The sequence below is a fragment of the Psychroserpens sp. XS_ASV72 genome, assembly GCF_041224425.1.
Taxonomy (GTDB): Bacteria; Bacteroidota; Bacteroidia; order Flavobacteriales; family Flavobacteriaceae; genus Psychroserpens.
This window is the reverse complement of record NZ_JBGFGL010000070.1, coordinates 14,793-41,061: the sequence shown is the minus strand read 5'-3', so window position 1 is coordinate 41,061 and position 26,269 is coordinate 14,793. Positions and strand designations below refer to the sequence as shown.

Sequence of the window (26,269 nt, the reverse complement as noted above, 5' to 3'; positions counted from 1 at the left end):
CTGTCCCTTACCTTTGTAGTATCAAATAAATAAGACCGTAACTATGTATAAAGCCGTAAGTGCTGAAGAGGCATTAAAAGTTGTAAAGTCAAACGATAAAATATATTTACATGCAGCTGCTGCTGCACCAACCGTTCTTATAAAAGCGTTGTCTGAACGTCACGAGGAATTGCGAAATGTTGAAATTTGTCAGCTCCATACCGAAGGAGAAGCGCCTTATGCCAATCCGGAATATGCTGAAAGCTTTCATGTCAATTCCTTTTTCATAGGACGAAATGTACGACATACTTTAGCTGCAGGAAATGGATCGTATACTCCAGTGTTCTTGAGTGAAGTGCCTAATCTATTCAAAAGAAATATTGTCGATATACAAGTTGCCTTAATTCACGTTTCAGTGCCTGATCAACATGGTTATTGTTCTTTGGGCGTTTCGGTAGAAGCAACTTTGGCTGCAATCGATAATGCCGATTATGTCATTGCACAAGTGAACAAGCAAATGCCTCGAACTTTTGGAGATGGTATTATTCATTATTCTGAAATTGATGCTTTTGTTGAGGTTGACGAGCCATTACCTTCTCATCCAGCAACAGAACCAACTGAAATTGAAGCCAGGATAGGCGATTATGTTGCAGAGCTTATTGAAGATAGAAGTACGCTTCAAATGGGTATAGGAAATATCCCAAATGCCGTACTGTCGCGACTGCATAATCATAAAGACTTAGGATTGCATACTGAAATGTTCTCAGATGGTGTTATTGATTTAATTCTGAAAGATGTAATTAATGGCAATTACAAAGGCATTAATCCAGGTCGTGCAATGGCAACTTTTTTAATGGGTTCCAAACGTTTGTATGATTATGTGGATAACAATCCGTTTGTTGAAATGCGATCTTCAGATTTCGTGAATGATGTTTCCATTATCAAACAAAATCCTCGAATGGTAGCGATCAATTCAGCTATTGAAGTGGATGTTACAGGACAAGTTTGTGCAGATTCCATAGGCACAAAAATGTATTCAGGTGTTGGTGGTCAAATGGATTTTATAAGAGGTGCCTCCTTAAGTGAAGGTGGAAAAGCGATTATCGCATTACCTTCAGTGACCAAAAAAGGATTGAGTCGCATTGTGCCAACCTTAAAAGCTGGAGCAGGTGTTGTAACAACAAGAGCACACATCCACTATGTAGTGACAGAATTTGGTGTTGCCAATCTCTATGGAAAAACCATACAACAACGCGTTAAGGCCTTGGTAGATGTAGCACATCCAGATCACAGGGAAGCTTTAGATAAAGCCTATTTTGAAATGCTTTAATTACTTTTTGAATAAGCCTAAAAAACCTGATTTTCGTTTTTGAGGTTTGATGTCTGGTTTTTCGTTGGTAATAATTTGGTAGACTTCACCCCAACCAAGAATACCACCAATGTTTCGGTCATCAATATAGATGTCTGCATAAATTTTTCTACTAACGGAATCATCATATTGCTCTTCAGGAAAGCTCTGGTTTACAGCATAAAAAGTAATGCCGTGATCTTTACAAAACTGAACTGCTTCCGCAAGTTTACTACCACTTCTGTAGGTCCATAATATTAAGCGATGTCCATCTTTTTGAAGTCGCTTCAATGTTTCAAAGGCAAAGATACGAGGCTTTCCAATTTTAGGATAGGCATCTTCAACAATTGTTCCATCGAAATCAATTGCGATCACTAATTTGTCTAAAAAATTTATAGAATGGCTCATGGCGCAAAATTACAATAATTATCGATTCCTACTAAAGTGTTACTAAGGACTTTTGTGTCATGGCTTCTGGTTGTTCGATACCCATAAGATTTAAAATCGTTGGCGCGATATCTCCCAAAATACCATCCTTAACCGTTGTTTTGTCATTATTGATAAGAATGATAGGAACGGGATTCGTAGTATGAGCCGTATGAGGCGTGCCGTCAGGATTAATCATCGTTTCACAGTTGCCGTGGTCTGCTATCAGAATTGTAGTATAATCCTTTTCCAAAGCTGCTGTTACAACATCTTTAACACAAACGTCAACGGCTTCACATGCTTTAATGGCTGCGTCCATAACACCAGTGTGACCAACCATATCTCCATTTGCAAAATTGAGGCATACAAAATCGACCTCTCCTTTTTGGATTTCAGGAACCAAAGCATCGCGAAGTTCATAAGCACTCATTTCTGGTTTTAAATCATAAGTGGCGACTTTTGGAGAATTTTTTAAAATACGAGTTTCACCCTTAAATTCTTTTTCATTTCCACCAGAAAAGAAAAAGGTAACATGAGGGTATTTTTCAGTTTCTGCAATCCTGATTTGCGTTTTATGGTGTTTCTCAAGAACTTCACCTAAGGTATCCTTGAGGTTGTCCTTGCTGAAAATGACATGAACGTTTTCAAACGTTTCATCATAATTGGTCATGGTTACGTAATGCAAGTTCAGTTTGTGCATATTCTGCTCATGAAAATCCCGTTGCGATAAGGCTTCCGTCAGTTGTCGACCTCTATCGGTTCTAAAATTGAAAAATACAACCACATCTCCATCTTTAATGGTTCCAATAGGTTGATTATCTTTATCAACCATAACTATTGGTTTAATAAATTCATCAGTCACATTGTGGTCGTAACTATTTTGAATCGATTCGGTAGCATTTTTTGAGTGCTCACCTTTACCATGAACAAGGGCATCGTAAGCAATTTTAACACGTTCCCAACGTTTATCCCTGTCCATAGCATAATAACGACCAGTAACAGAAGCCAATTGCGAGTTAGTGTCTTTGATATGACTTTCCAATGACATGATAAATCCAAAACCTGATTTAGGGTCTACATCACGACCATCTGTAAAAGCATGGATAAAGGATTGCTCTATTCCATAAGATTGTGCAGCATCAACCAAACCAAAAAGGTGTTTGATATGAGAGTGCACACCACCATCACTTACTAATCCTAAAAAATGTATAGGTTTATGATTGTTTTTAGCATATTCAAAAGCTTCTACAAGAGCCTTTTCATCTTTTAAGGTGTTATTTTCAACAGCTAGATTGATTTTAACAAGATCTTGATATACGATACGACCTGCACCAAGATTCATGTGACCAACTTCACTATTTCCCATTTGTCCTTCTGGAAGACCAACATGCAATCCGTCAGTCCTTAAAGAAGCGTTTGAGTATTTTTTATAAAGCGAATCTATAAATGGTGTGTAGGCATTATCTATAGCAGAGACCTTAGGGTCTGGAGATTTACCCCAACCATCGAGTATCATTAGAATTACTTTCTTATTCATCTCAGATTTATTTACTTCAAAGATAAAAGTTTAAATACCTAAATGATAAAAATTACTCTACAAAATATGACATTTTAAACTTTGATTAATTAATGATTGGAATAGAGTTACTTAGGGTTTTAAAATTGTGATGCTCTTAACAGATTTGTTTCCAAAGAGTTAAAAAAATGTTATTTGTGTTTTTATAGTGTAACACTTTGGAAATAATATCGTCTTTTTAGTATAATCAAAAAACAAATCAATTAATTTAAATCTTTCATCATGAAAAAATCAGTAGTTATCGTTGCAATCGCAATGGCATTTTCAGTAAGTACTTTAAATGCGAAAAATGTAATTAGTAATTCGTCTTCAACTGTAGAAGTCGTATCTAAGAAATCAACTGTTAGTCCGTTTTGCATGTCTATCGTTAAAGGGGATGTTGAAACAGTAAAAAAATTAATCGATTTAGGAGTTAGTGTAAACAAAACTTCTAATGGTCTTACACCTGCTATGTATGCAGCAAAATACAACCGTTTGGAAATTCTTAAAATCTTAGTCGAAAATGGAGCTAAGCTTGATGTTAAAACGGATAAAGGAGAAACAGCCGAGAATTTTGCTAAAGCGTCTAACGCTGTAGATACTTTAGCTTATATCAGAGGTCTGGACTCTTAAAAAAAATGTCATTAAAAAAATGACAATTATTTGAGTTAGTTAGTTAGTAAAAAGACGCTTTTTAAAGCGTCTTTTTGTATTTAGAAATAGATTCTCGAATTTTCTCTATCCGGTTTTCAGGATCGGGATGGGTGCTTTGAAATTCAGGTACACGATTTGGACCTGCAGCTGCTTTTAAAATCTCCATAACACCAATCATTTCTTCTGGATTATAGCCAGCTCTCATCATAAATTTAACCCCTAAATCATCACTTTCCAGCTCATCATCCCTTCCGTTGGTTAATAATGTTTGTTGTCCAATACCACTAACCAATCCTCCTATATCACCTCCAACAGATCCAGCAGTTGCCAAACCTTGCCAATATTCACTTTCAGCAATGCGTTCGGCACTATGACGACCAAGTACATGACCAATTTCATGACCTAAGACACCAGCAAGTTGATCTTCGTTTTCAAGTTTTGAGAACAAGGCATAGGTAATAAATATTTGTCCACCAGGTAAGGCAAATGCATTGATGGTATTCGGGTCAGAAAGCAAATGGAACTCATATTGGTATGGTGTTTTATTTGCAATACTACTGCTTACTAATTTATTTCCAACGTCATCTACTAATGCTTGATACTGTGTGTTTGGATGTAAACCACCATGTTGTTGTGCCATACCAGGAGCACTTGCCAATCCGATTTGGATTTCACGATCTGGTGTCATTGATATGGTTTGAACGCGACCAGTATATGGGTTTTCCTCTCTTTGAGCGCAACGCTTTACTACAAAAAACAACGCAATGGCTAAACCGATAAGTAATCTGATTTTAAAATTTTTACCTCTCATGATAAAGTGATTTATGAATACCTAAATTTACAAAAGTTCAGGATTTATATCTAAAATGTTTTGATTTAAATATTTTGAAATGAATTGTTTAGAAAAATACTGGTGACCCAAAAGCTTTTCTTCCGATATAATGGTTTCAATATCTAATTTTAGATACTGTTTCAAATAGTTTTGGGAGATGGGCTTGAAACTATAATGCCAAGGTTCATACTTAAATCCCTTGCGATCTGGGTTGTTTGTGTAAACAAGATGAAATCCAAAGTTTTTTGAGTTGTCATCCATCCATGATTTTAACTTATGAAAACAACCGCCTTTTTCAAAGTGTCTAGGCTGAAGTACAGAATTTGGTTGTTCAACATTGGTGTCAATAATATCAATATCGGTTCCCCAATGATGTCTTGAGGTTCCTGGAATTGTAGAATATTCAATAATTTTTTCAATACTTTGAATTGGTGAGAGACCATTGTTGGTAAATCGCTTGAATTTTCGTTCCCAAATTCTGTTTTGATGAGCGTAATTCCGGTAGCTAGATACGACTTGTATGTGAATACCTTCTTTTAGGGCAGCTGATTTTAGCTCTGAAAAACTATCATATGCATCTTTCTGTAATTTATAGCCATCACCAAAAAGGATAGGATTGCCTTTACCAATCAAATGGTCATAGGATATAGATGATGTTTGTTCCTGAAAAGCAAAATGAGGAATTACTGATAAGGCTATACCTGAAGCTAAAGTTGTTTTTATGAATTGTCGTCGTTTCAAATTACAATTCGTTTTGAAATAAAGTTTGTTTTAACATTTATAACAACAAACGGACCAAAATAAGATCTTGATACATTTTACTTTAGATGACTTAGGTCAGTATTAGAATCAACTTCGTATGGTTGTTTTTGATATTGAAATATCCGAGCTTGTAATGAACCTTTAAGAATTATTTTATCTCCTTGTACTTCTAACCAACTTCCTTCTCTTAGCCCTACAACAGGTTGCGTATTGAATGCATGGAATTCCTTAATTCGGGTTTCTCGTGTTTCACCTTTATGAGTGCTTTTCGGATCAGGATCTAAGTAATGCGGATTGATATTAAAAGGCACGAAACCAAATGTTTTAAAACTTGGTGGATACACAATTGGCATATCATTGGTCGTGTTTACTGTAAGTCCGCAAATATTACTTCCCGCACTGGTTCCCAAATAAGGTGTTCCTGAATAAACAGCCTCTTTAATAGTTTCAATTAAATCGTTCTTGTATAACTGATTCACCAATACAAATGTATTTCCACCACCTGTAAATAGTGCCTTAGCTTCAGAAATGGCTTTTTTAGGATCGTCAAACTCATGAATTCCTATGGCATTTTTTCCTATTTGAGAAAAAGCTTTATTGACGTTTGCCGTGTATTCATCATGTGTAATACCTCCTGGCCTAGCATACGGGATGAACAAGATTTCAGAAGTATGTTCAAAAAATTTGGAAAGCTCCTCTAAAATGTATTCCAATGGACCGCTGCCATGTATGGTTGATGTACTGGCAATAATAAGTTTTTTCATAAGTTGAAAGTTAAAGGTCTATAGCAATTCCTTTATTTGTTGTAAATTTAAGTAAACCCTTAATTTAACAAAAGTTTAGAAGCACTTATGTTGAAATAATATGAAATAGAGGTTATTTTTAAAAAAATATCACACCATGAAAAAACTATTATCTATTATTCTTATTTGTATGTCATTTTCAAGTTTTTCCCAAGACATTACACGTGTAGTGGTTGAGGGTAAAATTATTGTTGAAGGAAACGATATTGAAGGTATTACCATTTTCAATGCTTCATCAAATAAGGGTGTTGTAACTGATGAAAATGGAGAGTTCAGTATTGCTGTAGCACTAAACGATCTTATAGAAATTAGGGCATTACAATATCAAAATATTGATTTTAGAGTTCATGAAGGTATTTTGGAGTCAAGACGAATGAGTATTATGTTGTTTGAGGAGATTTATAAACTTGATGAAATATTAATCATGACCAAAGGATTAACGGGCGATTTAAATACTGACGTAGAAAATGTTAAAACTTATAATCCGAGATTAGATGCTTTGTATTTTGGAATCAAACGCAGTGATGAATATGAGTTTTCTGATGATAACAGAAGTGAAATCAATAACATTGCCATGCATTCACAATCTCAAACCATGGTTAATGGTTTGAATGTGATTAGTGTTGTAGATCAATTGTTATTGCCTTTGTTTCGTTCGAAAGTAAAAAATAAAAAAGCTGCTGGTATCAATGAAGTTCCAGTTACAGTAGTCAAACATTATTTTGCGTCTACTTTTTTAGTAGATAATTTTGATATCCCTGAACATCGAGTTGACGAATTTATTCGATTTGTTGAAGACGATGAAACTTTTGATTATACCTTACTCAATATGGGACGGGAACTGGAGTTCTTGGAGGTCTTAAATCAGAAAAGTAAGGTGTTTCTAAAAATCCCAGATGAAGAGGATTAAAGCAAATCTGGTTGTGATCTTTTGTTTATTTCAGGTTTTTTATGGTGCGTCACAAACCATTGAAATTTCTGGTCGTGTCATAGCACCTTCTGATATGGATAGGATCCATATTATCAACAAAACCAAAAATCGATTTACCATCACAAATGATGAAGGCGAATTTAGAATTCCAGCTCAAGTAAACGATACAATTTTGTTTTCTGCCATTCAATATGAACCCAAAGAGGTTGTTGTAACGCCTGAAATTATTCAGACCAAATTTATAACCGTAAATATGTCTGATAAAATTAACGAGCTAGATGAAGTTGTTGTTGGTAGGATCTTGACAGGAGACCTTATGTCTGATATTGAAAACAGCCAAGTCAAACGACAAATCAATTTTTATGATCTTGGTATTCCCGGTTATACAGGAAAGCCTATTGCACAATCTCAGCGTCGCCTCCACGAAGCCACTACTGGAGGTGGTATTGTACCACTAAATCCGATATTGAATTGGATCTCTGGACGTACAAAAGAATTAAAAGGACAAATTGAAAGAGAAAAAAAGGATATGGCTATGAATAAAGTCATTTCAGAATTCTCCGATTTATTGTTTGAAATTGAAGATCTTGAAGCCTCTAAGCGCACACAATATTTCTATTTTGTAACTGACGATCCTGAATTTTTGCCTTTGAGCCATCTTCAAAATGACCTCAGGATGTTTGAGTTTTTGAAACAAAAACTAGCGCAATTCAAAGAACGAATTGAAGAAGATTAATAACATACTATGGATTGCTATCTTATTGTATGCTTTTGATGTACAATCGCAAATAATAACTCTTAGAGGTGAAGTAGAAGCAAGTTCTGAGATTGAGGGTATCCATGTTTTGAATTTGTCTGCTGAAGTCTATACAGTTACAGATTCCAAAGGGAAATTCACTATCAAAGTTTCCGAAAATGATTCCGTTTTAATATCTAGTGTTCAGTATGTACCAAAAACCATCATCATCTCAAAGACTCATATAGAAACAAAAACCATAACGATTGCACTTGAAGATAGAGTGAATGAATTGGATGAGGTCGTCGTTGGAAAAGTACTCACAGGAGATTTAAATGCCGATATCAAGAATAGTGATGCCAAGCGGGATATTAATTTTTATGATGTTGGTATTCCAGGCTATACTGGGAAACCTAAAACATTAAAGGAAAAACGTCTTCTGGAAGCAGATGGAGGAAAGTTTGTGTATTACTATGGCTTGATTGCTACGATTAATATCCATAAAATTCTGAACAGAATCTCAGGACGTACGAAAAAATTGCAACAATTGGTTCGACTTGAACAACAAGATGAGTGCATGAAAAAAGCAATGTCAGATCTATCTGATGAGTTGTTTGGGCATATCGAGCTTGATGAAGCTTTGAAAGTAGACTTCTTTTATTATGCTTCTGAAGATTCTATGTTTTTAGAAGTTTGCCAGCAGAATAGTGAATTGAAAATGTATGAATTTTTAGTCCAAAAATTGTTAAGCTATAGCGACGATATTGAAGCTGAAGAGGATTAGGAGCAATTTATGAAATAATTCATAGTTCTATTTACATTCAAAACAAACAACTTAGTATATTTGCAACGTGATACAGTTAGCTACATTTTTATTTATTGGGACCACAGAGGTCATGTTCATCCTATTCATTGTAGTGATGGTTTTTGGTGCCGATAAAATTCCTGAAATCGCAAGAGGTTTGGGTAAAGGTATGCGTAGTCTAAGAGATGCCTCTAACGATATCAAATCTGAAATTAAAAAGTCTTCGGAACAACCTCCAATTGATACCAATGCTGCAAAAGATATCTCTAATGAAATCAATAAGGTTAAGGATGATATCGAAAATTTTTCTGGTTCAGTAAGCAGAGGAAAAAAATAAGATTTATAAAATCAGTTTTCTTTTAAGGATGTTTCCTGCTAATGGTTAAGCCATCACGAATGGGCAGCACAACGGTTTCAACCCGAGCGTCGTTTTTAAGTAGTGTATTGAACTCTAAAACAGCTTTTGTGCTTTTGTCCTTTTCATTGAGTGGTTCAACAACCTTTCCGTGCCATAGAACATTGTCGGCTAAAATAATTCCTTCAGGATTGACCTTATCGATAATCAATTCAAAATAATTGGAGTAGTTGGGTTTGTCGGCATCAATAAAAATCAAATCATAAGTAGCATCAAGCTTCGGAATGATATCTAAGGCATTTCCCAAGTGTTGGTGTATTTGCGATTTGTATTCAGATTTGTCAAAATACATTCTCTGGAAATCATACAGTTCCTCATTGCAATCTATGGTGTCAATCTTTCCGTTGGGAGCTAAACCTTCAGCAAGGCATAAAGTCGCATAACCTGTAAAAGTTCCTATTTCCAGAATGGTTTTTGGACGTTTCAATTTTGAAATCATACTCAAGACTCTTCCTTGATAAGGTCCGCTTAACATAATTGGTTGCAAAACTTTTTGATAAGTCTCCCGTGTCAATTCTTGAAGCAGCTTAGGTTCTTGTACCGAATGTTCAACAACGTATTGATCTAGTTTTTCAGGTAAAAAGTGCATAAGGTTTTGTATCTGATGCAAAGTAAAGGATTTTTCTGTTAGAATATGTCGCCTCTAAGTTTTGTAAGCAAGAGTTTAATTTATTTAGTATCTTGATGAGGTTCAACTTAGTTTGTATGCCATATTGGTTATCCATAGTGCTTGTTGTTTTTGTGATTTATGTAGCCATAAGTGTGGCATTGTATTATCTTCAAGATTACATGCTTTTTAAACCAGAAAAGCTGCCTGCCGATTTTCAATTTGATTATGAAAACCAGATTACGATGGAATATAATTTAGAAACTAGAGATGGCGCAGTTATCAATGGCTTGCGTTTTTTTCCGAAAGGGGAAAGTAAAGGTGTTGTGATTTACCTTAAAGGAAACTCAAAAAGTATTAAGGGATGGGGAAAATTTGCAGTCGATTTTACGAGACATGATTACAATGTGCTTATGGTTGATTACAGGGGTTTTGGAAAAAGTACTGGAAGACGCTCGCAAAAAGCCATCCAAAGAGATCTCCAAGAGGTTTATAATAAGGTTAAGGAAATGACCACTGAAAATCGAATCATTCTTTACGGAAGATCTTTAGGTTCTGGTTTTGCAGCAAAATTGGCGTCTATCAATGATCCGAAACTATTGATATTGGATGCACCTTATTACAGCTTAACTAAAGTCACAGCTCGCTATGCGCCTTTTATGCCACTCTCACTTTTGATGAAATATCCTTTGCCAACCTATAAATGGTTGCGTTATGTGAGATGCCCAATTCATATTATTCATGGCACTCATGATAAACTCATTCCATATAAAACCAGTATTAAGTTGTCTCAGGTCAATCCAAAACAGACTACTCTTCATACTGTTATTGGAGGTGGTCATAAAAATCTAAACAATTTTGAATCATATCATCTCATGCTCGATGATATTTTGAATAGTGAACCCAAAACAATTGACTTACAAAACACCAGTATTAATGTCATCCATTCCTCAAAACCGACTAAGAAGGCGACTTAAACGCATTTTAAAAATACTTCTCATTCTATATGTTATGATTACGGCGTCTTTGTATTTCCTACAGGAAAAATTATTGTTTTTACCAACTTCATTAGATCAAGAGTATGAATATTCCTTTAAGTATCCTTTTGAAGAAGTGTTTTTAAAACCTTCTGATAAGGTCTCACTAAATGCCATTCATTTTAAATCTGAAAGCCCTAAAGGTGTCATTCTTTATTTTCATGGAAACGCTGGTGATTTGAGTCGTTGGGGAATTGTAGCCGAATATTTTGTCGCCAAGGAATACGATGTGTTCATTATGGATTATAGAACGTATGGAAAAAGTAAAGGTAAATTGAGTGAACAAGGGTTTTACGATGATGCGCAGTATTGTTACGATTATTTGTTAAAACAATATGATGAAAAAGATATGATTGTGTTCGGACGATCTTTAGGAACAGGACTTGCCTCTTATGTCGCTTCAGAAAACCATCCAAAACAACTCATTTTGGAAACGCCTTTTTATAGCCTTTTAGATGTGGCCAAGCGACGATTTCCTATTTTTCCTGTGTCATCCTTATTGCGATATAAATTCCCATCGCATAAGTTTATTTCTTCAGTTGAATGTCCTATAACCATAGTGCATGGAACGGAAGATTATGTTGTGCCTTACGATTCGGCACAACGCCTGTTTGAAGTAGCTCCAAAAACGAATATAACATTTGTAACGATAGAAGGTGGAGGTCATAATAACCTCATTAGTTTTAATCGTTATCGTGATACGATGGATGCGCTTTTGCAATAGACTGCCTTTTTTGAAAGTGTATTTCACGAACTGCCAAACTCGATACACTCATTCCTGCTTTTTTCTGTTTGAAATTCCATCTAGTTTTATTTTAATTAAAAATAGTACAGATGAAAACAAAAGCAAAAATTTTATTCGTAATAGCAGTAATGACTCTAGTGACTGTGAGTGTGTTCCGATGGAACAATCGTATTGATGAAGATCAGCAAATTGCTGAAGTAAGAGAAAAAGGGTGTGTATTTATGACAACGTTTGGAGAAGAATCTTCAGAGGGTTATGCCAAACACAAAATCAATAAAAAAGTGCAACCTATTATAGAAGATGGTTTGTCATGGTTGGCACAAGCACAACTTAAAAATGGTGGTTATGGTGCTGGAAGTCACAGTAGGCAAGGAGAGATGAATCCTCATGCGGTTAATGCCGATCCTGCTACCACGTCTATGGTAGCTATGGCTATTTTGAGAAGTGGTAGCAATTTAAAGGGAGGAATGTATAAACAGCAGTTGAATAAAGCTTTGAAGTATTTATTGGAAACTGTTGAGGCGGTTTCAAAAGATGATACTTATATTACTTCTGAGAAAGGTACGCAAATTCAAACCAAATTAGGGAATAATATTGATGCGGTTTTGACAGCTCAATTTTTTTCAAATCTTTTGAAGGGTGACTTAGATGCAGCTACTAAAAAACGTGTTGAACGTTGTTTAGATATTTGTGTGGATAAAATTCAGAGAGCTACAGGACAAGACGGAAAAGTAAAAGGTGCTGGCTGGGCAGGCGTTCTCCAGTCTGGGTTAGCAGCTAGCGCATTAGAATCTGCAGGTTCGGTAGGAGCAACTCTTGATGAGGTGGTTGTTACCAGTCAGAAAACATATTTAAAAGAAAATTACGATGAGAAATCGGCGTCTGTTAAAACTGCTGATGGGGCAGGAATCATTTTGTATTCAGTTAGTAATTCTGCAAGAGGTGCTGCAAAAGATGCACGAAAGGCTAGAGAATTGATCGATAAAGCCAAAAAGGAAGGGAAGTTAAAACAAGATGATAAAGTAACGGTTGCTAACCTACAAGATATAGGTGTTTCAGAAGAAGAAGCCATTAGTTATGCATCATCATATAATATTTACAATGCTTCAAAGCAAAAGGCACAGCAAAATGATGTGATGTCTGGTTTTGGTAACAATGGAGGAGAGGAGTTCTTGAGTTTTCTACAAACCGGAGAATCCATGGTTGTAAATGATGATGCAGAATGGACTACTTGGTATGATAATATTTCGGGACGATTGATGAAAATTCAAAATGAAGATGGTAGCTGGAATGGACACCATTGCATCACAAGTCCTGTTTTTTGTACGGCAACGAGCCTGTTGATTTTATCTATTGAAAATGATATTGATAACTTAAAGTTGACTGGTGAAGGATGAATTAAACTTTAAGATCAATATGAAAAAAAGCTCCAGAACAGTCTGGAGCTTTTTAATTATATTCTTCTATCAGAAACTATTATCCATTCGGGTTTAAAATAGCGTCTATACGTTCTAAGGCATCACGTAAGTGAATGTTAGTCATATTGTCACCAGTTCGGTTCAATCCAGCTCTGATAGAACGTTGTAAGGCTACTAATTCAGCTCTAACTACTGCTCTAATGTCTGACTGACTTGTATTCACGGCAGTAGCTTTAAAATAACGGCTGTTTGTTCTTCCACTTTGGTTTTCAGCAGTCATTAAATAAGCCAAACGATCAATGTGTGCACGTTGGAGGTTACGTCTGTAAGTATCAATTCTTTGACCTCTTCTCACCTCACTCCAAATACCTTGGCGTAAGTCTTTCATCATATCAGCAAGTGCATAAGCGTTTCTACCATTATAGGTTTCAGCCTCAGTAAGACGCTGCATTTTACCTAGACTTAGGATGTTGTTGAGTGTACGCACTTGTATGGCTCTGATACGATCAACAGAACCAGAATACTCAATACGATCGAAGATGTTTTTGTCTATTAACCAATCAGGTGTGTCAAAAAGATTTTTCTGAAGAAATGCCATAGCACGTTCTTGATGGTCTTTTGCAACAGGTGTGTAAACTACTCCTGGATCATCGGCTACTTTATAGTGCTCATAAACTCCACCAATATTGTTGGAAACATGACCCATATATCGGTTAAACTGCGATACAACGTGGCCATACATTTCGCCTAAATCATCATAATCTTCTCCAGCTTCGGTAGTCCAATCAATTAATTTAGGAACGATACGCTTTAAATTTTTAATACCGTATTCACTAGCAAGCATTGCATCATCACCTAAATCTTCAGTTTGAGAACTCGGATCGTGAACATCACCAACTTGTTGATGACCAAATCTGTACATTGGATCGCCAGCATGTGCTTTTATCCATTGATTAAGGATTGGTTTTTCTTCTTCAGCAGTCTTATCTAAGATTGGTCTGTAACCCCATTCAATAGCGTATTTGTCATACACACCAATATTTGGCATTAAAGCAACGCCTTCATCTCCAGGTTGTGCTACGTAGTTGAAACGTGCATAATCCATAATTGAAGGTGCAGTACCATATTGTTGTGTAAATGCAGCATCACGTAATTTTTCAACAGGATAAGCAACACTGCTTCCCATGTTATGAGGTAGTCCTAATGTATGACCAACTTCATGAGCAGACACAAAACGAATAAGTCTTCCCATAACTTCATCCTTGAATTGAGGACCTTGAGCATCCGGATTAATTGCCGCAGTTTGAACAAAGAACCAGCCACGCAATAAGGACATTACGTTGTGATACCAATTGATATCGCTTTCAAGAATTTCACCAGTTCTTGGATCACTAACGTGAGGTCCATTGGCATTTGGTATTGGTGACGCTAAATAACGTACCACAGAATAGCGAACATCCTCAGGAGTCCATTCTGGATCTTCCTCTACCGATGGTGGATCTTTAGCAATAATAGCCTCTTTGAAACCTGCAGCTTCGAACGCTACTTGCCAATCTTCAATACCTTGTTTGATGTATTTTCTCCATTTTTCTGGTGTTGCTCTATCAATGTAGTACACAATTTGTTTTTTAGGTACCACGAGTTCACCACGCTTGAATTTTTCAATATCTTCATCTCTTACTTCAAGTCTCCAGCGGTCTAAATATTCAATGGTTTTGCTCTTCTGCTCTTCTGATCCATAATCGGTTTGGGTACTTGTAAACCAACCAACACGTTCGTCAAAATAACGACGTTTCATAGGGTTGTCGGGTAACAAAATCATGGAGTTATTGATTTCTATTGAAATAGAACCTGTACTGGAATTTGAAGGAGGAGATCCTGCTGCGTAAGTTTTTACGTGTCGAGCTTCAATGTTTCTTGGGTAACTTTTTATGCTTTCAATAAAAGATTTATCGCCTTCCATTCTAGTGACTTTGTATGGTCTTCTTCTAAAAATAGGTAGCCCTAGAGTTTTTACGTCTTTTTCAAATAGAGGTGTCGCTTCAATGACAGTACTTGTGGTGTCTTTACCAAAAGCTTTGATTGGGAAAGTGAATAATACAGGTTCGAAGTTTGAATTTTCTACAGCTTCGCTAACAGGAAGGGAATCTTCTGCCACTACGTTGTATGATACAACACGTAAGATGACTTTTTTATCTTTCTTTTCCCAACGTAATACTTGTTCGTTTTGCTTTCCGCCACCAAAACCTAATCCACTTGCGGTCTTAGATATTCTAGTGACCATGAGCATTTCACGATCAAATAACGAATCTGGAATTTCATAAAAATATTTGTCGTCAAGAGTATGGACTGTAAATAAACCAGCATCACTTTTAGCGTCTTTAGTTATAACTTTACTAAAAGGTTGAATGTCATTTTTGCCTGGTTTTTTGGCTGGTGCTTTGGCAGCTGTTGTAGCGCCTTTTTTTGATTTGCTGGCTTCTTTGGTTGAGGAACAAGAAACCAAAAAGAAAACGGTTGCTACGAAAAGTAGCTTATAGGAAAGATGTTTCAAAATGATTGGAATTTAAAAATTAGTACGTGAAAATAAGAAATACTCAAAGAGTAAGCCTTTCAAATATAACTTTTTTAATACTTTTTTAACGAAAAAAAGCCGCAAAAAGCGGCTCTTAGATATTCGTTTTTTTTCTTATTCTAAAGAATTAATGTAATCAATCATCAATTGAACGCCTTCATCGTGTAGTATTGTTGTACCAATGTAAGGCATTCCGTATTCAGGAATGGTATTTTGAATTCTAGCTAAAATACTATTACTGCTTTCAGTTATGTTGGATTCACCAAAAGGAGTTTCATACGAGAGTCTAAGATTAGATTGGTTTTCACAAAACCCTCCAGGGATATGACAATGTGCACAATTGATATCCATATATGCTCTCGCACGTCTATCAAGTGGTAAAGAGGTGTCTTCCCAATCAGGTAAAGCATCTACTGATGATGGATCTGATAGGCCTGCTAAAAGCCCATGATCTATCATAGTTTGTAGTTGGTTTTCGCCATTAACATTGAAGTTGAGCGTTCTCAATTTAGGTCCTATCGGTGTTTTTTCGGAGTTGTTATTATGGCAAATAAAGCACTGATTGCTGTTAGGGATTTCATAATCGATACTTTGGGATTCCCCTTGTCCATTAACCCATGTTACAGGAACAATACCACCATCTGTATCAATAACAGCATCCGTTTGAGCTTCATTCCATTTATAGTTTCCTAATTCCCAAGAGCCATCAATTTTTATAAGAACTCTAGTTTCTATGATGTTTTTTCCTTGAGATAAATCGGTTTCATCATTATTGTAATAAAATGTTTTTGAAATCACAGTGTTATCTGGGAATAATGGAAACCCGTCACCATTGTATGTCATCGAAGTGCCTTCAGGTAATGCGATAAGTCGTTGTTTGTGGGCATAATCAGTAAATAATGGTGTGACTAAATCGTATTCAAAAGCTAAACTACTTGGTGATAAGTTGCCTAAGTTTCCTAAGTATAAATTCAATTCTGAAAGTGTTGGTCTGAATTCAGGAACAATAGGACTGTCAGATGTCGTAAAACTAACGACATTGGAATTAGAGCTTTCATTACCTGGAGCACAAATTACCTTAATGTAAACATCATAATCGGTACTTGATTCTAAACCAGTAATCTCAACTGAGGTGTTGGTTTCTGTAATTGTAGTACCAGATCCGATACTAAAGCCAGAAGCTCCATATTCAATACTATAAGTTGCAGATTGGTTCGCAGTATCTTCCCAAGAGATCATCACAGAGGTGTCCGAAATCATACTCATTGACACATTGGTAACAGGTTCACAAGGTGTGATTGAGGTTGTGAAATTAAAAATATCAGAGTACATGCTTTTATTCTCAGCACCACAAACAACACGAATGTAAACATCATACGTAGTTTCAGAACTAAGATTTAGTAAGTCTACGTTTGTTTCGGTTAGATTTAAAGTGGTACCACTTCCTAAAGCAAAACCCGAAATACCATATTCAACAACATAAGAGCCAGCATTGTTCGGGTCATTCCAATTTAAAGTTGCAGAATTATCAGTGACGTTAGATACTTGTATATCTTTTGCTTTTCTACATACATCTACCGTGTCATCATCATTATTACATGCAAAAACCGTAAAAACAAGGATGAATAAAAGGTTTAATTTTCTCATAGTTTGGGCCAAAATTTCTGATTTATAGCGGATTGCTAATGTAACAAAAATCTTTTTTTAAGAAAACAATAATTCGTTGTGAAGTTTATTTATAGGGACAAAATATCTAAATATGAAATGAGTCTAAATAAAAAAGCATACTTATAAGGTATTTATACTTTTAAGTGGTTTAGGTATCCGTTGCATTTCAATTTCAAAAAGTAATCTAATCACTTGGTAAAAGTGTTTTTCTTTTTTCATTGATAATTTGAAAACTTTGATAGTAATCCCAATCATCTTCGGAAGAAGAAATCGTAACTTGAATACGGTCATTGTAGTACACTATATTCACCTGACCTAATTCTAGGTATTTAGGGTTTTTCTTAGATATTTTCTCGTATTTTTTGAGGACTGTTCTGTTAAAGCCTGTATTTACTTTGTACATTTTTTTATCTCTATTGTCGATGTCAAATTTTATAAACAATCTTGGGACATTGTCAATGGCAAATTTAAAGTCAGCTACTTGATGTATTGGGATTTTTACAAAACCGCTTCCATCAGAAATAACTTCTTTGGTGTCTTTATTTACAAGTTCAAGTATGTCATTCGAAAATTTCAGATAACCAGCATCTTCAAAAGCAATTTTAAGATTATAGCTCAATTCTTCATTAATAAACGGAATGAATTGTTCATTGGTAAAGCTTCCGTAAAAATTATTCAAAGCTTCTTCAGTTTCGCTAGGATTATCTTTTTGTATAAAAGTGAGATAAATAAGTAATAATATCTGTCGTTCGTTGTATTGGTCTTGAAGTGCCTTAATTAAATTATTGAATTCATTATTCTTGTCATCGCTAGGAATTTTAATTTCCTCCAAATCTTTGTGTTTATTTATTTCTTTAATAAACAAATTAACAGCTGATTCGTCTTTTTTATAATCATAGTCAACACAGGTATTAATAGTATGCGCAATGATTTGTCTGATATTAAGTTTTAGTCTGTAGGCTCCAATTTCAAAATAGGACTTGTATTTGAAATCAAATGAGTTAATGTAATTTTCATTACAATAGCTGAGGATAGAAAGTTCACACTCTGTTTTTATACTGTATCTGTTTCTATTGGCTCTTTTGGAGCTTGGCGTTGGAGAAAATACAATTTTATCATCATAAATAGGAATGTGAATACCCTTACGATCATCATAAACACCTAAGGACATAAATCCAGATTCATTTCTTGAAGAAATACTATAGGGTCCAAAACCAAAAAATAAAGAATCAAGGGTTGTGTTTACCCATTCGGTAATATTGGAAAAATCTTCTACATTCTCATTTTGTAAAACATCTACCGAACAGAAATCATGAAGAATATCTTTGGCATATTTATAACTCTGTTGGGCATAAGTATTTGAGCTGAAAATGAAAATTAACAACACAAAGGTTTTAAAGGGTTTAGATTGTTTCATGATCATTAATTTCTTCTATATTTTTTCACACCATCAACCACATCAAAAGTTCTTCGAATATTACCCTTGTCATCGTATTCATGATATATACCATTGCCATCTTTAAGCGTGCCTTTATCTAAAGGATTTCCATTAATATCATTAAGTTCAATAACGTTTAGTAATTTACCTAATCCGTATTTGGAATCTGAGTCTCCATATTCAAGAACATACTTAACTATACCATTCTTATAGTAATGTTTACATAAGCCCTTAAGTATGCCTTTATTATAGTTTAATTCTTCCTTCTTGGTTTTACCATCAGGATAGTATTCAATATTCAAACCATCTTGTTTGCCTTCCTTGTAATTGTGAATTTTCCAAGGATTACCATCTTTGTTTAAAAAGATTGATTTACCGTGTTTTTTATTGTCTTTGTAGTGCTCTTCTCTTGAGATATTCCCAGTATTAGAATAGAAATAAGTTAGCTTTCCCTCTTTTTTATAGCCTACAAATTTTTCAATGCTTCTTTTTGTGCCACTTGTATTGAATGTGGTTTCAGTTCTACGGGTTCCTTTTTTTGAATACTTAATTATTTTGTTGATTTTTCCATTTCTGTAATAAACGGTTACTGTACCAACCTTATAATTATCTTTGTATTGTTCTTTGTAATGCAGTTGCTTATTGTCAAAAAAATAAGAGGCTTCATTAACTTGATTACCGTTTTCATCAAAATATTCTATGCTCTTCGGATTTCCATTCTCATGGAATAATTCCAGTTTATCTTGACTGAATAGGGAAGGGGAAACTAAAAAAAGACCTATAAAGAGCAGTGATTTCAATGTCATGATGTTTTCTTATAAATTCGATAAAAAAAGGGTCACTTTAAGCAACCCTTAAATATTTTTTTATACTGAAAGTCTTGTAGTTCCAGTCTAGTTCAATTTAAAGCGTTTCAACAAACAAGCCATCATCATTTTTGGTGACTTTAGCTACTTTCTTTCCAGTTAAGCCTTTAATAGTTTTGTCCCACTTTTTGTTGCTCAATCCAGACTGCGATTTCAATGCATTCAAATCAATTGGAGAATTAGATTTCAGTATTTCGAAAACTGCTTTTTCCTCTTCAGTCATTTCAACTTGCTTTTTTTCTGGTCGCATTTGCGGGAAGAACAACACTTCTTGGATCGATTGGTTGTTGGTTAAGAACATAATTAATCGATCCATGCCAATTCCCATTCCGGAAGTAGGAGGCATGCCGTATTCTAGAGCTCTTAAAAAGTCGAAATCAATAAATTCAGTCGCTTCATCGTCACCTTTAGCTGCAAGCTTCAATTGATGCTCAAAGCGCTCACGTTGATCGATAGGATCGTTCAATTCTGAATACGCATTGGCAATTTCTTTTCCGCAGACCATCAATTCAAAACGCTCGGTCAGTTCTGGGTTTTCACGATGTTCTTTACACAACGGACTCATTTCTTTTGGATAGTCTGTAATGAAGGTTGGTTGAATGTAGTTGCCTTCACATTTTTCGCCAAAAATTTCATCTATCAGTTTACCTTTACCCATGGTCTCATCAACATCAACACCCATGTCTTTTGCGGCTTGACGAATTTCAGATTCGGTTTTTCCAGTAATATCAAAGCCTGTAAATTCCTTGATAGCATCTGTCATAGTGACTCTCGGGTAAGGCGCTTTAAAATCAATTTTGTGTTCTCCAAAAGTTGCTTCAGAGGTTCCATTAACAGCAATGGCACAGAATTCCAACAAACGCTCACAGAAATCCATCATCCAATTGTAATCCTTGTAAGCCACATAAATTTCCATAGCAGTAAACTCAGGATTATGGGTTCTGTCCATACCTTCATTTCTAAAGTTCTTAGAAAACTCATAGACACCATCAAAGCCACCAACAATCAAACGCTTTAAGTATAATTCGTTGGCAATTCGCATATACAGTGGAATGTCTAAACTATTGTGATGCGTTACAAAAGGTCTGGCCGCAGCTCCACCTGGAATAGGCTGAAGGATCGGAGTTTCAACCTCAAAATAGCCAGCATCATTGAAAAACTCACGCATAGCATTAAACAGTTTGGTGCGTTTTACAAAGACGTCCTTGACCTTTGGGTTCACTACCAAATCAGCATAACGCTGTCTGTAACGTTGTTCAGGATCGGTAAAGGCATCATGAACTTTTCCTTCACTATCTACACGTGGTTGAGGTAAGGGTTTTAAGGCTTTGCTTAATAAGGTAAAGTCCTTAACCATGACGGTTTTTTCACCAACCTTGGTTGTAAAAAGTTCACCTTCAATGCCGATAAAATCACCAATATCTAATAACTTTTTGTAAACCGTATTGTATTTACTCTTATCCTCTCCAGTACAAATCTCATCTCTATTGAAGTAGACTTGAATTCTTCCTGAACTGTCTTGAAGTTCGGCAAAACTTGCATTACCTTGAATACGACGCGACATTAAACGACCAGCAATAGTAACCGATTTTCCCTCTTTGAAGGTTTCTTTGATTTGTTTGGAAGTATGGTCAACAGGAAAAAGATCTGCTGGATACGGATTGATATCTAGTTCTCTTAATTTTGCGAGTTTGTCTCGTCTTACCAATTCTTGTTCTGAAAGCTGCATTCTTATGTGATTTGAGGTGCAAAATTACATTATTTGCAAGAATTAATGCAAAAAACCATCAAGATTTAATGTCTTGATGGTCTGTATTGTAATCATTGTGTTTCCCGAGTTTTTATGGCATTGAGATTTTCTACTAGATCCTTATTATCGGGAAAACGTTGTATTGCTTTTTCCATGACTTCAATCGCTTGGTCTTTGTATTCGTTAACACCAAGAGTATTGGCCAAACTCATGTAGGTTCTGGGCTCATTTGGAAACAATGAGTTGTTAAGTTTGAAAACTTCAATAGACTCATCATTTCTATTGGTTGAGTAAAGGATCTTTCCATAAGTATTGAGTTCGTACATACTTGACACTTTACTGTCAAATTGCTTTACCAGTTTTTTATGTGCTCTTTTTAAGCCATTCAATCCGTCATTTTTGAGAATATTATCAATTTGTGACACAATTTGATAATTGGATTGATAGCTATTCTCTGTGACGATGTTCAACAAATCCTTTTCTAAGGATACAACGGGTTCTTCTACAATTCTGTTGATCTCCCTTCTACCTTTGTGTATTATAAAGGTTGGCACGCGATGTATATTGAGTCCAGCTTCATAATGGTTCGGACTCTGTTTGTACATATATGGCATTTTACTCAACGCAATAACCGTTAGTTGATCTTCAGGAAACCCACAGGCATCAAGAATTTTGTAAAATCGAGGAACTTCACGCTTGCTATCACCACACCATGTTCCCATGAACAAGGTAATTTGAAAATTTTTCAGATTTCTTTTCAATTTCTCAATGGTGTTTTCATCCAAATCGTAGGCTTCATAATTTTTGGAGAACCAATCATTATAGGGTTCAGCAGTCAATCCATTTTTGTCAATTCTACCTAAAAGAAAAGGTGTTTCGCTTTCGGTTGTAATTTCTTTATTGAGTTCTTGTGCATTTGTAATAACCGACAAAATAAACACCATCAAAAGTAAAGTATAGGTTTTCATAGCTTATAGTCTATTAGGTTTATTGATAACAGTTCCTTTGATGCGAAGTTTTTTCTGAGGTTCATCTGCGTTTGAAAATACAGTTATAGTCTTGGAAAAAGCACCGATTCGGTTTGTTGCGTACTTGATATCAATAGAGGCGGTTTCTCCAGGTAAAATAGCTTGTTTTGGATAGGTCGGAACAGTACAACCACAAGAGGTTTTAACTTTTGATATCACGATTGGTGCACGACCTCTGTTTGTGAATGTAAAAGTTCTAACGCCATCGTCGTTTTGGGCGATGGTTCCATAATCAATAACTTCTTCTTCAAAATGGAAGACACCAAGATCTTTGTCTTGACTGAAACTGCAACTACTTATCAAGAGTAAAATCACTAATGATAATCCCGTTTTAAATGTGACATTTTTAAATTTTTCAATCGAAAATTCATAAGTTTTCATAAGGTTTGATTTTTTGATTCATACCTTACAAACTTCAAGGATTGATTTAAAAATGTAGGACTATTAAGGGTTGGAAAAAAGGACTAGTACTAGGGTTGAATTTTGTAACTAACTGTTAAACAGCGATTTTAGCTCGTCTCTAGAATTGACATTCAGTTTTTTGTATACATTGTTAACATGCGTTTTAACTGTACTAACACTTACAAAAAGGCTTTCAGCAATGGCTTTATTGCTTTTGTTCTGAAGTAAAAGTTCCAAAACATTTTGCTCTTGTTTGGTTAGCTGTTCCTTGGCTTCAGAATATTGCCTATGTTGTTTTTGTTTCGATTTCCATACCAACCAAATATTAAGTGCTATGGAAACTAATAATAGTCCTAAAACGAGGTAAATCCAATTAAAACTTGATTTTTCAGTCGTCTTTGTAATGATAAATCGATCAGAGGTAATTTCAGATTTGTATTGGTTTGAGTAATTCGAATTAGGATAGTTATCCTCTAATCTTTTGAGTAATTTATCATAATAGGAATTGTCCTTCAAATCTTCTAAATAATAATCATGAAACGGATTGCCACGATCTGATAGAAAAGCAAAAATGTACAATTCTGCCAAAGGTTCATCTAATTGCTCACCAAACTGTTGAAGGGTTTTGAACCATTTTTTGTTATTGAGTTTCCGATTGGCCTTACTTCTAAATTCAGCATAGGAAAGCTTCATTTGTTCCTTAATGGAATCTATTCGAATAAAAGCTGAGGTTTTAGGATTGTTGGACTCAATATCACAAAACATTTGTGCTTCGAATGACAAAGGAAAACTTATGGTATCCTTGTTTTTTGCAATGAACAAAATGGCTCTACTATCTTCACAATGACCATCAAAGTGATTACTGCTCTGGTTATACGAATTACAGTTGTCTACGTGAAGTTTGTAAATTTTTTGCTGACTTTCCAATTGATCACCTTCAAATCTGAAATATCCAGAACTATCAGCAGAAACTTTAGTTATGATTTGCTCATCGTTGATACCATCAATGGTTCTGTAGTCTTCAATAATTGAAAGATACACATCATTATGCCATCGGTCATTGTCAATAAATCCGTCAAAAACGTGTTGCGCAAAAGACAATTGCCCAAAGAGGAATAGGATAATGAAGAATTTATAAATTCGCATGCCACTAAACTACTATAATTTCTTTGAATTGAAAACATTGGTAGAACAAGACGCTTTACTGTAACAATGTCTTTGAGTTGGCGTCATACATGTAGTATTTCATCATCAAAAAATATCATATGAGTTTTTGGAGAGTTGTTCTCGCAATCATTTGTCCGCCACTTTCTGTTATAGGAAAGGGATGTGGCTCTATTTTAATCGTTTTTTTATTGTGGCTTTGCGGATGGGTTCCAGGTGTTATTGCCGCATTGATCATTCTTAATAATCCTGAAAGATAAATCGTATCTTTGCGTTTTAATTTTAAATCTTTTTAAATGAAACGCTTAATTTTTGGATTGTTCTCACTTCTTATTTTGTCAAGTTGCAATTTTACTGAAGAAATTACTTTTAATGAAGATGGTTCTGGTGAATTCGTTATGAGTTATGATATGGGTGAGGTTATGAAAGCTGTTGAAGGTATGACAGAGCAAGAATCTAAGGAAAAAAAGGAAAAAGTAAAGCTTGACAGTGTGGTTTACTTTAAGGATCTCCTTGTTGAAAAAGCCGATAGTATTGCCCAACTCCCAGTTGAAGAACAAGAACAATTGAAAGCTTTAGAAGATATTGTCATGAAGATGAATATGGATGAAGCTAATGGTGTTATGAAGTTTGGTTTTGGAGCTTCATTTACGAGTTTAGCTGATTTGCCAAATGCTTTAGACAAAATTGATCAAGCCAAAAAAATGAATTCAAGGGAAAATCCGCAATACTCTCAAATGGATAACAGTGCCGTAACCAAAGCCTCTGAAAATATGTTGGAGTATGTTGATTATAATTATGATGGCAAAACCTTTTCGAGATTTCTAAAAAAAGATTTTAAGCAGTCTGAAGAAGATCTTGAAGCTCTGAATAACGAAATAGCCGAAATGGGTGAAGCTGAAGCCATGTTTGAGGCGATGTCTTACACCTTGCTATATCATTTTCCAAAACCGATTAAATCTGTGAGCAATAAGAATGCTCAAATTAGTGACGATGGAAAATCGGTTTCCGTTACCATCAAATTTTTGGATATGGTTAGACATCCTGAAAATACGATTTTAGATGTGACCTTAGAAGATTAATACCTTGAATAAATCCGTCATTTTAGAAGATTTAGGTAACAAGGATTATAAAGCCACTTGGGATTACCAGGAAACCTTGTTCAAGTCTATTTTAGATACCAAAATCAAAAACCGCAGAGAAAACCTGAGCTTACCGACATCAAATCATTTTTTGTTTGTTGAGCATCCTCATGTGTATACTTTGGGAAAAAGTGGAGACATGTCAAATCTTTTACTTAATGAGGAACAGCTCAAGGAAAAAGATGCCACTTTCTATAAAATCAATAGAGGAGGAGACATTACGTATCATGGACCTGGGCAAATTGTAGGTTATCCTATTTTGGACTTGGATAATTTCTTTACCGATATCCATAAGTACTTGCGTTTTTTAGAGGAAATGATCATTCTTACACTTGCTGAATATGGTATTCAATCTGAACGTAGTCCTGGCGAAACAGGTGTTTGGTTGGATGTTGGTACACCATTTGCACGAAAAATCTGTGCGATGGGAGTTCGCGCCAGCCGTTGGGTAACGATGCATGGTTTTGCTTTAAATGTCAACGCCGATTTGGGCTATTTTGACAATATTATTCCTTGTGGTATACGTGGAAAAGCTGTGACCTCTCTCAATGTGGAATTAGGTATGGATAAAGTTGATGAAGCTGAGGTTAAATCTAAGCTAATAAAGCACTTTAAAACACTCTTTGAAGCAGAATTATAGCAATTGGGTAATTCAATCGTTTTTAATTCTAAATGACTTACCAATGAAAATCCCTGTCTTTAACAGTTGTATCCTCAGGTACCATTATGTCTACAATTGTGGTAGCTTTTGAAGCATATTGTTTGTGTTTGAATTCTAGGATGAGTAGCGTGTCATTTAGATTCAATATTTTAAAGAACTTATAATCATTCTCTAAACCCAAAAGCTCTTTTAATTTTTCACCTTTAAGCTTTATGTACGGATAATTGTCCTTACTGTGGTAAAGTGACCAACTTGCTCTTAGAGTTTCTCCACAATCCTCTTGTTCACCATTATTATCATACATTGTATGATTGTTGACATAGGTTACTCGATACGACAAAAAACAGTCGCCCATGTTCATCCTTGTATTGTTGTTAAAACGTTTTGCCAACTTCCAGGTTTTTGAAGAATCACCAGCAATAAGGTTTTCAGCATTTTCGGTTAGTTGAAAAGGAGGTTTCTTGTCTGTGCTGCATGCTAAACAAAGAAATACAAATATATATAACAGAGGATTTTTCATAG

27 protein-coding genes are annotated in these 26,269 nt (G+C 35.2%); 12 read left to right on the top strand and 15 right to left on the bottom strand.

Annotation, left to right across the window (positions count from 1 at the left end; all coding sequences use genetic code 11):
• The first annotated feature begins 43 nt into the window (after positions 1 to 43).
• Positions 44 to 1,309, top strand: a complete 1,266-nt coding sequence (locus tag AB9K26_RS03355; RefSeq protein ID WP_369971123.1) for an acetyl-CoA hydrolase/transferase family protein — start codon at positions 44 to 46, stop codon at positions 1,307 to 1,309.
• On the opposite strand, the gene AB9K26_RS03350 is transcribed toward AB9K26_RS03355, so the two are convergent.
• Both AB9K26_RS03350 and gpmI read right to left on the bottom strand, forming a co-directional pair.
• Positions 1,310 to 1,735, bottom strand: coding sequence for a BT0820 family HAD-type phosphatase (locus AB9K26_RS03350; protein WP_369971122.1), 426 nt, complete (start codon positions 1,733 to 1,735; stop codon positions 1,310 to 1,312).
• Between the two features lie 31 nt (positions 1,736 to 1,766).
• Complete coding sequence (gene gpmI, locus AB9K26_RS03345; RefSeq protein ID WP_369971121.1) at positions 1,767 to 3,290, bottom strand: 2,3-bisphosphoglycerate-independent phosphoglycerate mutase; 1,524 nt, start codon at positions 3,288 to 3,290, stop codon at positions 1,767 to 1,769.
• A gap of 261 nt (positions 3,291 to 3,551) precedes the next feature.
• Here gpmI and AB9K26_RS03340 point away from each other — a divergent pair, with 261 nt between their 5' ends.
• Entirely contained in the window at positions 3,552 to 3,941 is a 390-nt protein-coding gene (locus AB9K26_RS03340; protein ID WP_369971120.1) for an ankyrin repeat domain-containing protein, read from the top strand.
• Between the two features lie 61 nt (positions 3,942 to 4,002).
• Here the strand turns inward: AB9K26_RS03340 and AB9K26_RS03335 are convergent, their stop codons facing one another.
• From AB9K26_RS03335 to pepE, 3 genes are all read right to left on the bottom strand, one after another.
• Positions 4,003 to 4,773: a M48 family metalloprotease gene (locus AB9K26_RS03335; protein ID WP_369971119.1), complete on the bottom strand. Its 771-nt coding sequence runs from the start codon at positions 4,771 to 4,773 to the stop codon at positions 4,003 to 4,005.
• Positions 4,774 to 4,800: 27 nt separating this feature from the next.
• Positions 4,801 to 5,535, bottom strand: a complete 735-nt coding sequence (locus AB9K26_RS03330) for a M15 family metallopeptidase (RefSeq protein ID WP_369971118.1) — start codon at positions 5,533 to 5,535, stop codon at positions 4,801 to 4,803.
• Between the two features lie 77 nt (positions 5,536 to 5,612).
• On the bottom strand, positions 5,613 to 6,320 hold the full coding sequence (pepE, locus tag AB9K26_RS03325; RefSeq protein WP_369971117.1) for a dipeptidase PepE: 708 nt from the start codon (positions 6,318 to 6,320) through the stop codon (positions 5,613 to 5,615).
• Positions 6,321 to 6,456: 136 nt separating this feature from the next.
• Here pepE and AB9K26_RS03320 point away from each other — a divergent pair, with 136 nt between their 5' ends.
• The 4 genes from AB9K26_RS03320 to AB9K26_RS03305 all read left to right on the top strand — a co-directional run bounded on the left by AB9K26_RS03320 (position 6,457) and on the right by AB9K26_RS03305 (position 9,168).
• Positions 6,457 to 7,269, top strand: a complete 813-nt coding sequence (locus AB9K26_RS03320) for a carboxypeptidase-like regulatory domain-containing protein (protein ID WP_369971116.1) — start codon at positions 6,457 to 6,459, stop codon at positions 7,267 to 7,269.
• On the top strand, positions 7,256 to 8,026 hold the full coding sequence (locus tag AB9K26_RS03315; RefSeq protein ID WP_369971115.1) for a carboxypeptidase-like regulatory domain-containing protein: 771 nt from the start codon (positions 7,256 to 7,258) through the stop codon (positions 8,024 to 8,026). Before AB9K26_RS03320 ends, AB9K26_RS03315 begins: the two co-directional genes overlap by 14 nt.
• Positions 8,013 to 8,810 carry a carboxypeptidase-like regulatory domain-containing protein gene (locus AB9K26_RS03310; RefSeq protein WP_369971114.1) on the top strand — a complete coding sequence of 266 codons (798 nt, stop codon included), beginning with the start codon at positions 8,013 to 8,015 and terminating at the stop codon, positions 8,808 to 8,810. Before AB9K26_RS03315 ends, AB9K26_RS03310 begins: the two co-directional genes overlap by 14 nt.
• Positions 8,811 to 8,877: 67 nt before the next feature.
• Entirely contained in the window at positions 8,878 to 9,168 is a 291-nt protein-coding gene (locus AB9K26_RS03305; RefSeq protein WP_369971113.1) for a twin-arginine translocase TatA/TatE family subunit, read from the top strand.
• 22 nt (positions 9,169 to 9,190) lie between these two features.
• On the opposite strand, the gene AB9K26_RS03300 is transcribed toward AB9K26_RS03305, so the two are convergent.
• Positions 9,191 to 9,835, bottom strand: a complete 645-nt coding sequence (locus tag AB9K26_RS03300) for an O-methyltransferase (protein WP_369971196.1) — start codon at positions 9,833 to 9,835, stop codon at positions 9,191 to 9,193.
• A 116-nt stretch (positions 9,836 to 9,951) separates the two neighbouring features.
• Between AB9K26_RS03300 and AB9K26_RS03295 the strand changes: the two genes are divergently transcribed.
• The 3 genes from AB9K26_RS03295 to AB9K26_RS03285 all read left to right on the top strand — a co-directional run bounded on the left by AB9K26_RS03295 (position 9,952) and on the right by AB9K26_RS03285 (position 13,032).
• Positions 9,952 to 10,830 (top strand): alpha/beta hydrolase, encoded by an 879-nt coding sequence (locus AB9K26_RS03295; RefSeq protein ID WP_369971112.1) that lies wholly within the window; start codon positions 9,952 to 9,954, stop codon positions 10,828 to 10,830.
• Complete coding sequence (locus AB9K26_RS03290; protein ID WP_369971111.1) at positions 10,790 to 11,614, top strand: alpha/beta hydrolase; 825 nt, start codon at positions 10,790 to 10,792, stop codon at positions 11,612 to 11,614. Before AB9K26_RS03295 ends, AB9K26_RS03290 begins: the two co-directional genes overlap by 41 nt.
• A 110-nt stretch (positions 11,615 to 11,724) precedes the next feature.
• Positions 11,725 to 13,032, top strand: a complete 1,308-nt coding sequence (locus tag AB9K26_RS03285) for a hypothetical protein (RefSeq protein WP_369971110.1) — start codon at positions 11,725 to 11,727, stop codon at positions 13,030 to 13,032.
• A 79-nt stretch (positions 13,033 to 13,111) separates the two neighbouring features.
• Here AB9K26_RS03285 and AB9K26_RS03280 read toward each other — a convergent pair whose 3' ends face one another.
• The 8 genes from AB9K26_RS03280 to AB9K26_RS03245 all read right to left on the bottom strand — a co-directional run bounded on the left by AB9K26_RS03280 (position 13,112) and on the right by AB9K26_RS03245 (position 23,926).
• Positions 13,112 to 15,610: a zinc-dependent metalloprotease gene (locus tag AB9K26_RS03280; protein ID WP_369971195.1), complete on the bottom strand. Its 2,499-nt coding sequence runs from the start codon at positions 15,608 to 15,610 to the stop codon at positions 13,112 to 13,114.
• 132 nt (positions 15,611 to 15,742) lie between these two features.
• Entirely contained in the window at positions 15,743 to 17,275 is a 1,533-nt protein-coding gene (locus tag AB9K26_RS03275) for a fibronectin type III domain-containing protein (protein ID WP_369971109.1), read from the bottom strand.
• 205 nt (positions 17,276 to 17,480) lie between these two features.
• Positions 17,481 to 18,713, bottom strand: a complete 1,233-nt coding sequence (locus tag AB9K26_RS03270; RefSeq protein WP_369971108.1) for a hypothetical protein — start codon at positions 18,711 to 18,713, stop codon at positions 17,481 to 17,483.
• 5 nt (positions 18,714 to 18,718) lie between these two features.
• Positions 18,719 to 19,540 (bottom strand): toxin-antitoxin system YwqK family antitoxin, encoded by an 822-nt coding sequence (locus AB9K26_RS03265; RefSeq protein WP_369971107.1) that lies wholly within the window; start codon positions 19,538 to 19,540, stop codon positions 18,719 to 18,721.
• 97 nt (positions 19,541 to 19,637) lie between these two features.
• Positions 19,638 to 21,329: a lysine--tRNA ligase gene (lysS, locus tag AB9K26_RS03260; protein ID WP_369971106.1), complete on the bottom strand. Its 1,692-nt coding sequence runs from the start codon at positions 21,327 to 21,329 to the stop codon at positions 19,638 to 19,640.
• Positions 21,330 to 21,421: 92 nt separating this feature from the next.
• Positions 21,422 to 22,318 (bottom strand): tetratricopeptide repeat protein, encoded by an 897-nt coding sequence (locus tag AB9K26_RS03255; protein WP_369971105.1) that lies wholly within the window; start codon positions 22,316 to 22,318, stop codon positions 21,422 to 21,424.
• A 3-nt stretch (positions 22,319 to 22,321) separates the two neighbouring features.
• A complete protein-coding gene (locus AB9K26_RS03250) occupies positions 22,322 to 22,759 on the bottom strand; it encodes a DUF1573 domain-containing protein (protein ID WP_369971104.1) in 438 nt (145 codons plus the stop codon).
• A gap of 108 nt (positions 22,760 to 22,867) precedes the next feature.
• Positions 22,868 to 23,926 carry a LuxR C-terminal-related transcriptional regulator gene (locus tag AB9K26_RS03245; protein WP_369971103.1) on the bottom strand — a complete coding sequence of 353 codons (1,059 nt, stop codon included), beginning with the start codon at positions 23,924 to 23,926 and terminating at the stop codon, positions 22,868 to 22,870.
• A gap of 119 nt (positions 23,927 to 24,045) precedes the next feature.
• Here AB9K26_RS03245 and AB9K26_RS03240 point away from each other — a divergent pair, with 119 nt between their 5' ends.
• The 3 genes from AB9K26_RS03240 to lipB are packed head-to-tail and all read left to right on the top strand — an operon-like array spanning position 24,046 to position 25,726.
• Entirely contained in the window at positions 24,046 to 24,204 is a 159-nt protein-coding gene (locus AB9K26_RS03240; protein ID WP_369971102.1) for a YqaE/Pmp3 family membrane protein, read from the top strand.
• Between the two features lie 36 nt (positions 24,205 to 24,240).
• Positions 24,241 to 25,026: a lipoprotein gene (locus tag AB9K26_RS03235; protein WP_369971101.1), complete on the top strand. Its 786-nt coding sequence runs from the start codon at positions 24,241 to 24,243 to the stop codon at positions 25,024 to 25,026.
• Positions 25,027 to 25,030: 4 nt separating this feature from the next.
• Entirely contained in the window at positions 25,031 to 25,726 is a 696-nt protein-coding gene (gene lipB / locus AB9K26_RS03230) for a lipoyl(octanoyl) transferase LipB (RefSeq protein ID WP_369971100.1), read from the top strand.
• Positions 25,727 to 25,763: 37 nt separating this feature from the next.
• Here lipB and AB9K26_RS03225 read toward each other — a convergent pair whose 3' ends face one another.
• The gene (locus AB9K26_RS03225) at positions 25,764 to 26,267 is read right to left on the bottom strand and encodes a hypothetical protein (RefSeq protein WP_369971099.1); all 504 of its coding nucleotides are present in this window, start codon (positions 26,265 to 26,267) and stop codon (positions 25,764 to 25,766) included.
• Between the last annotated feature and the right edge of the window lie 2 nt (positions 26,268 to 26,269).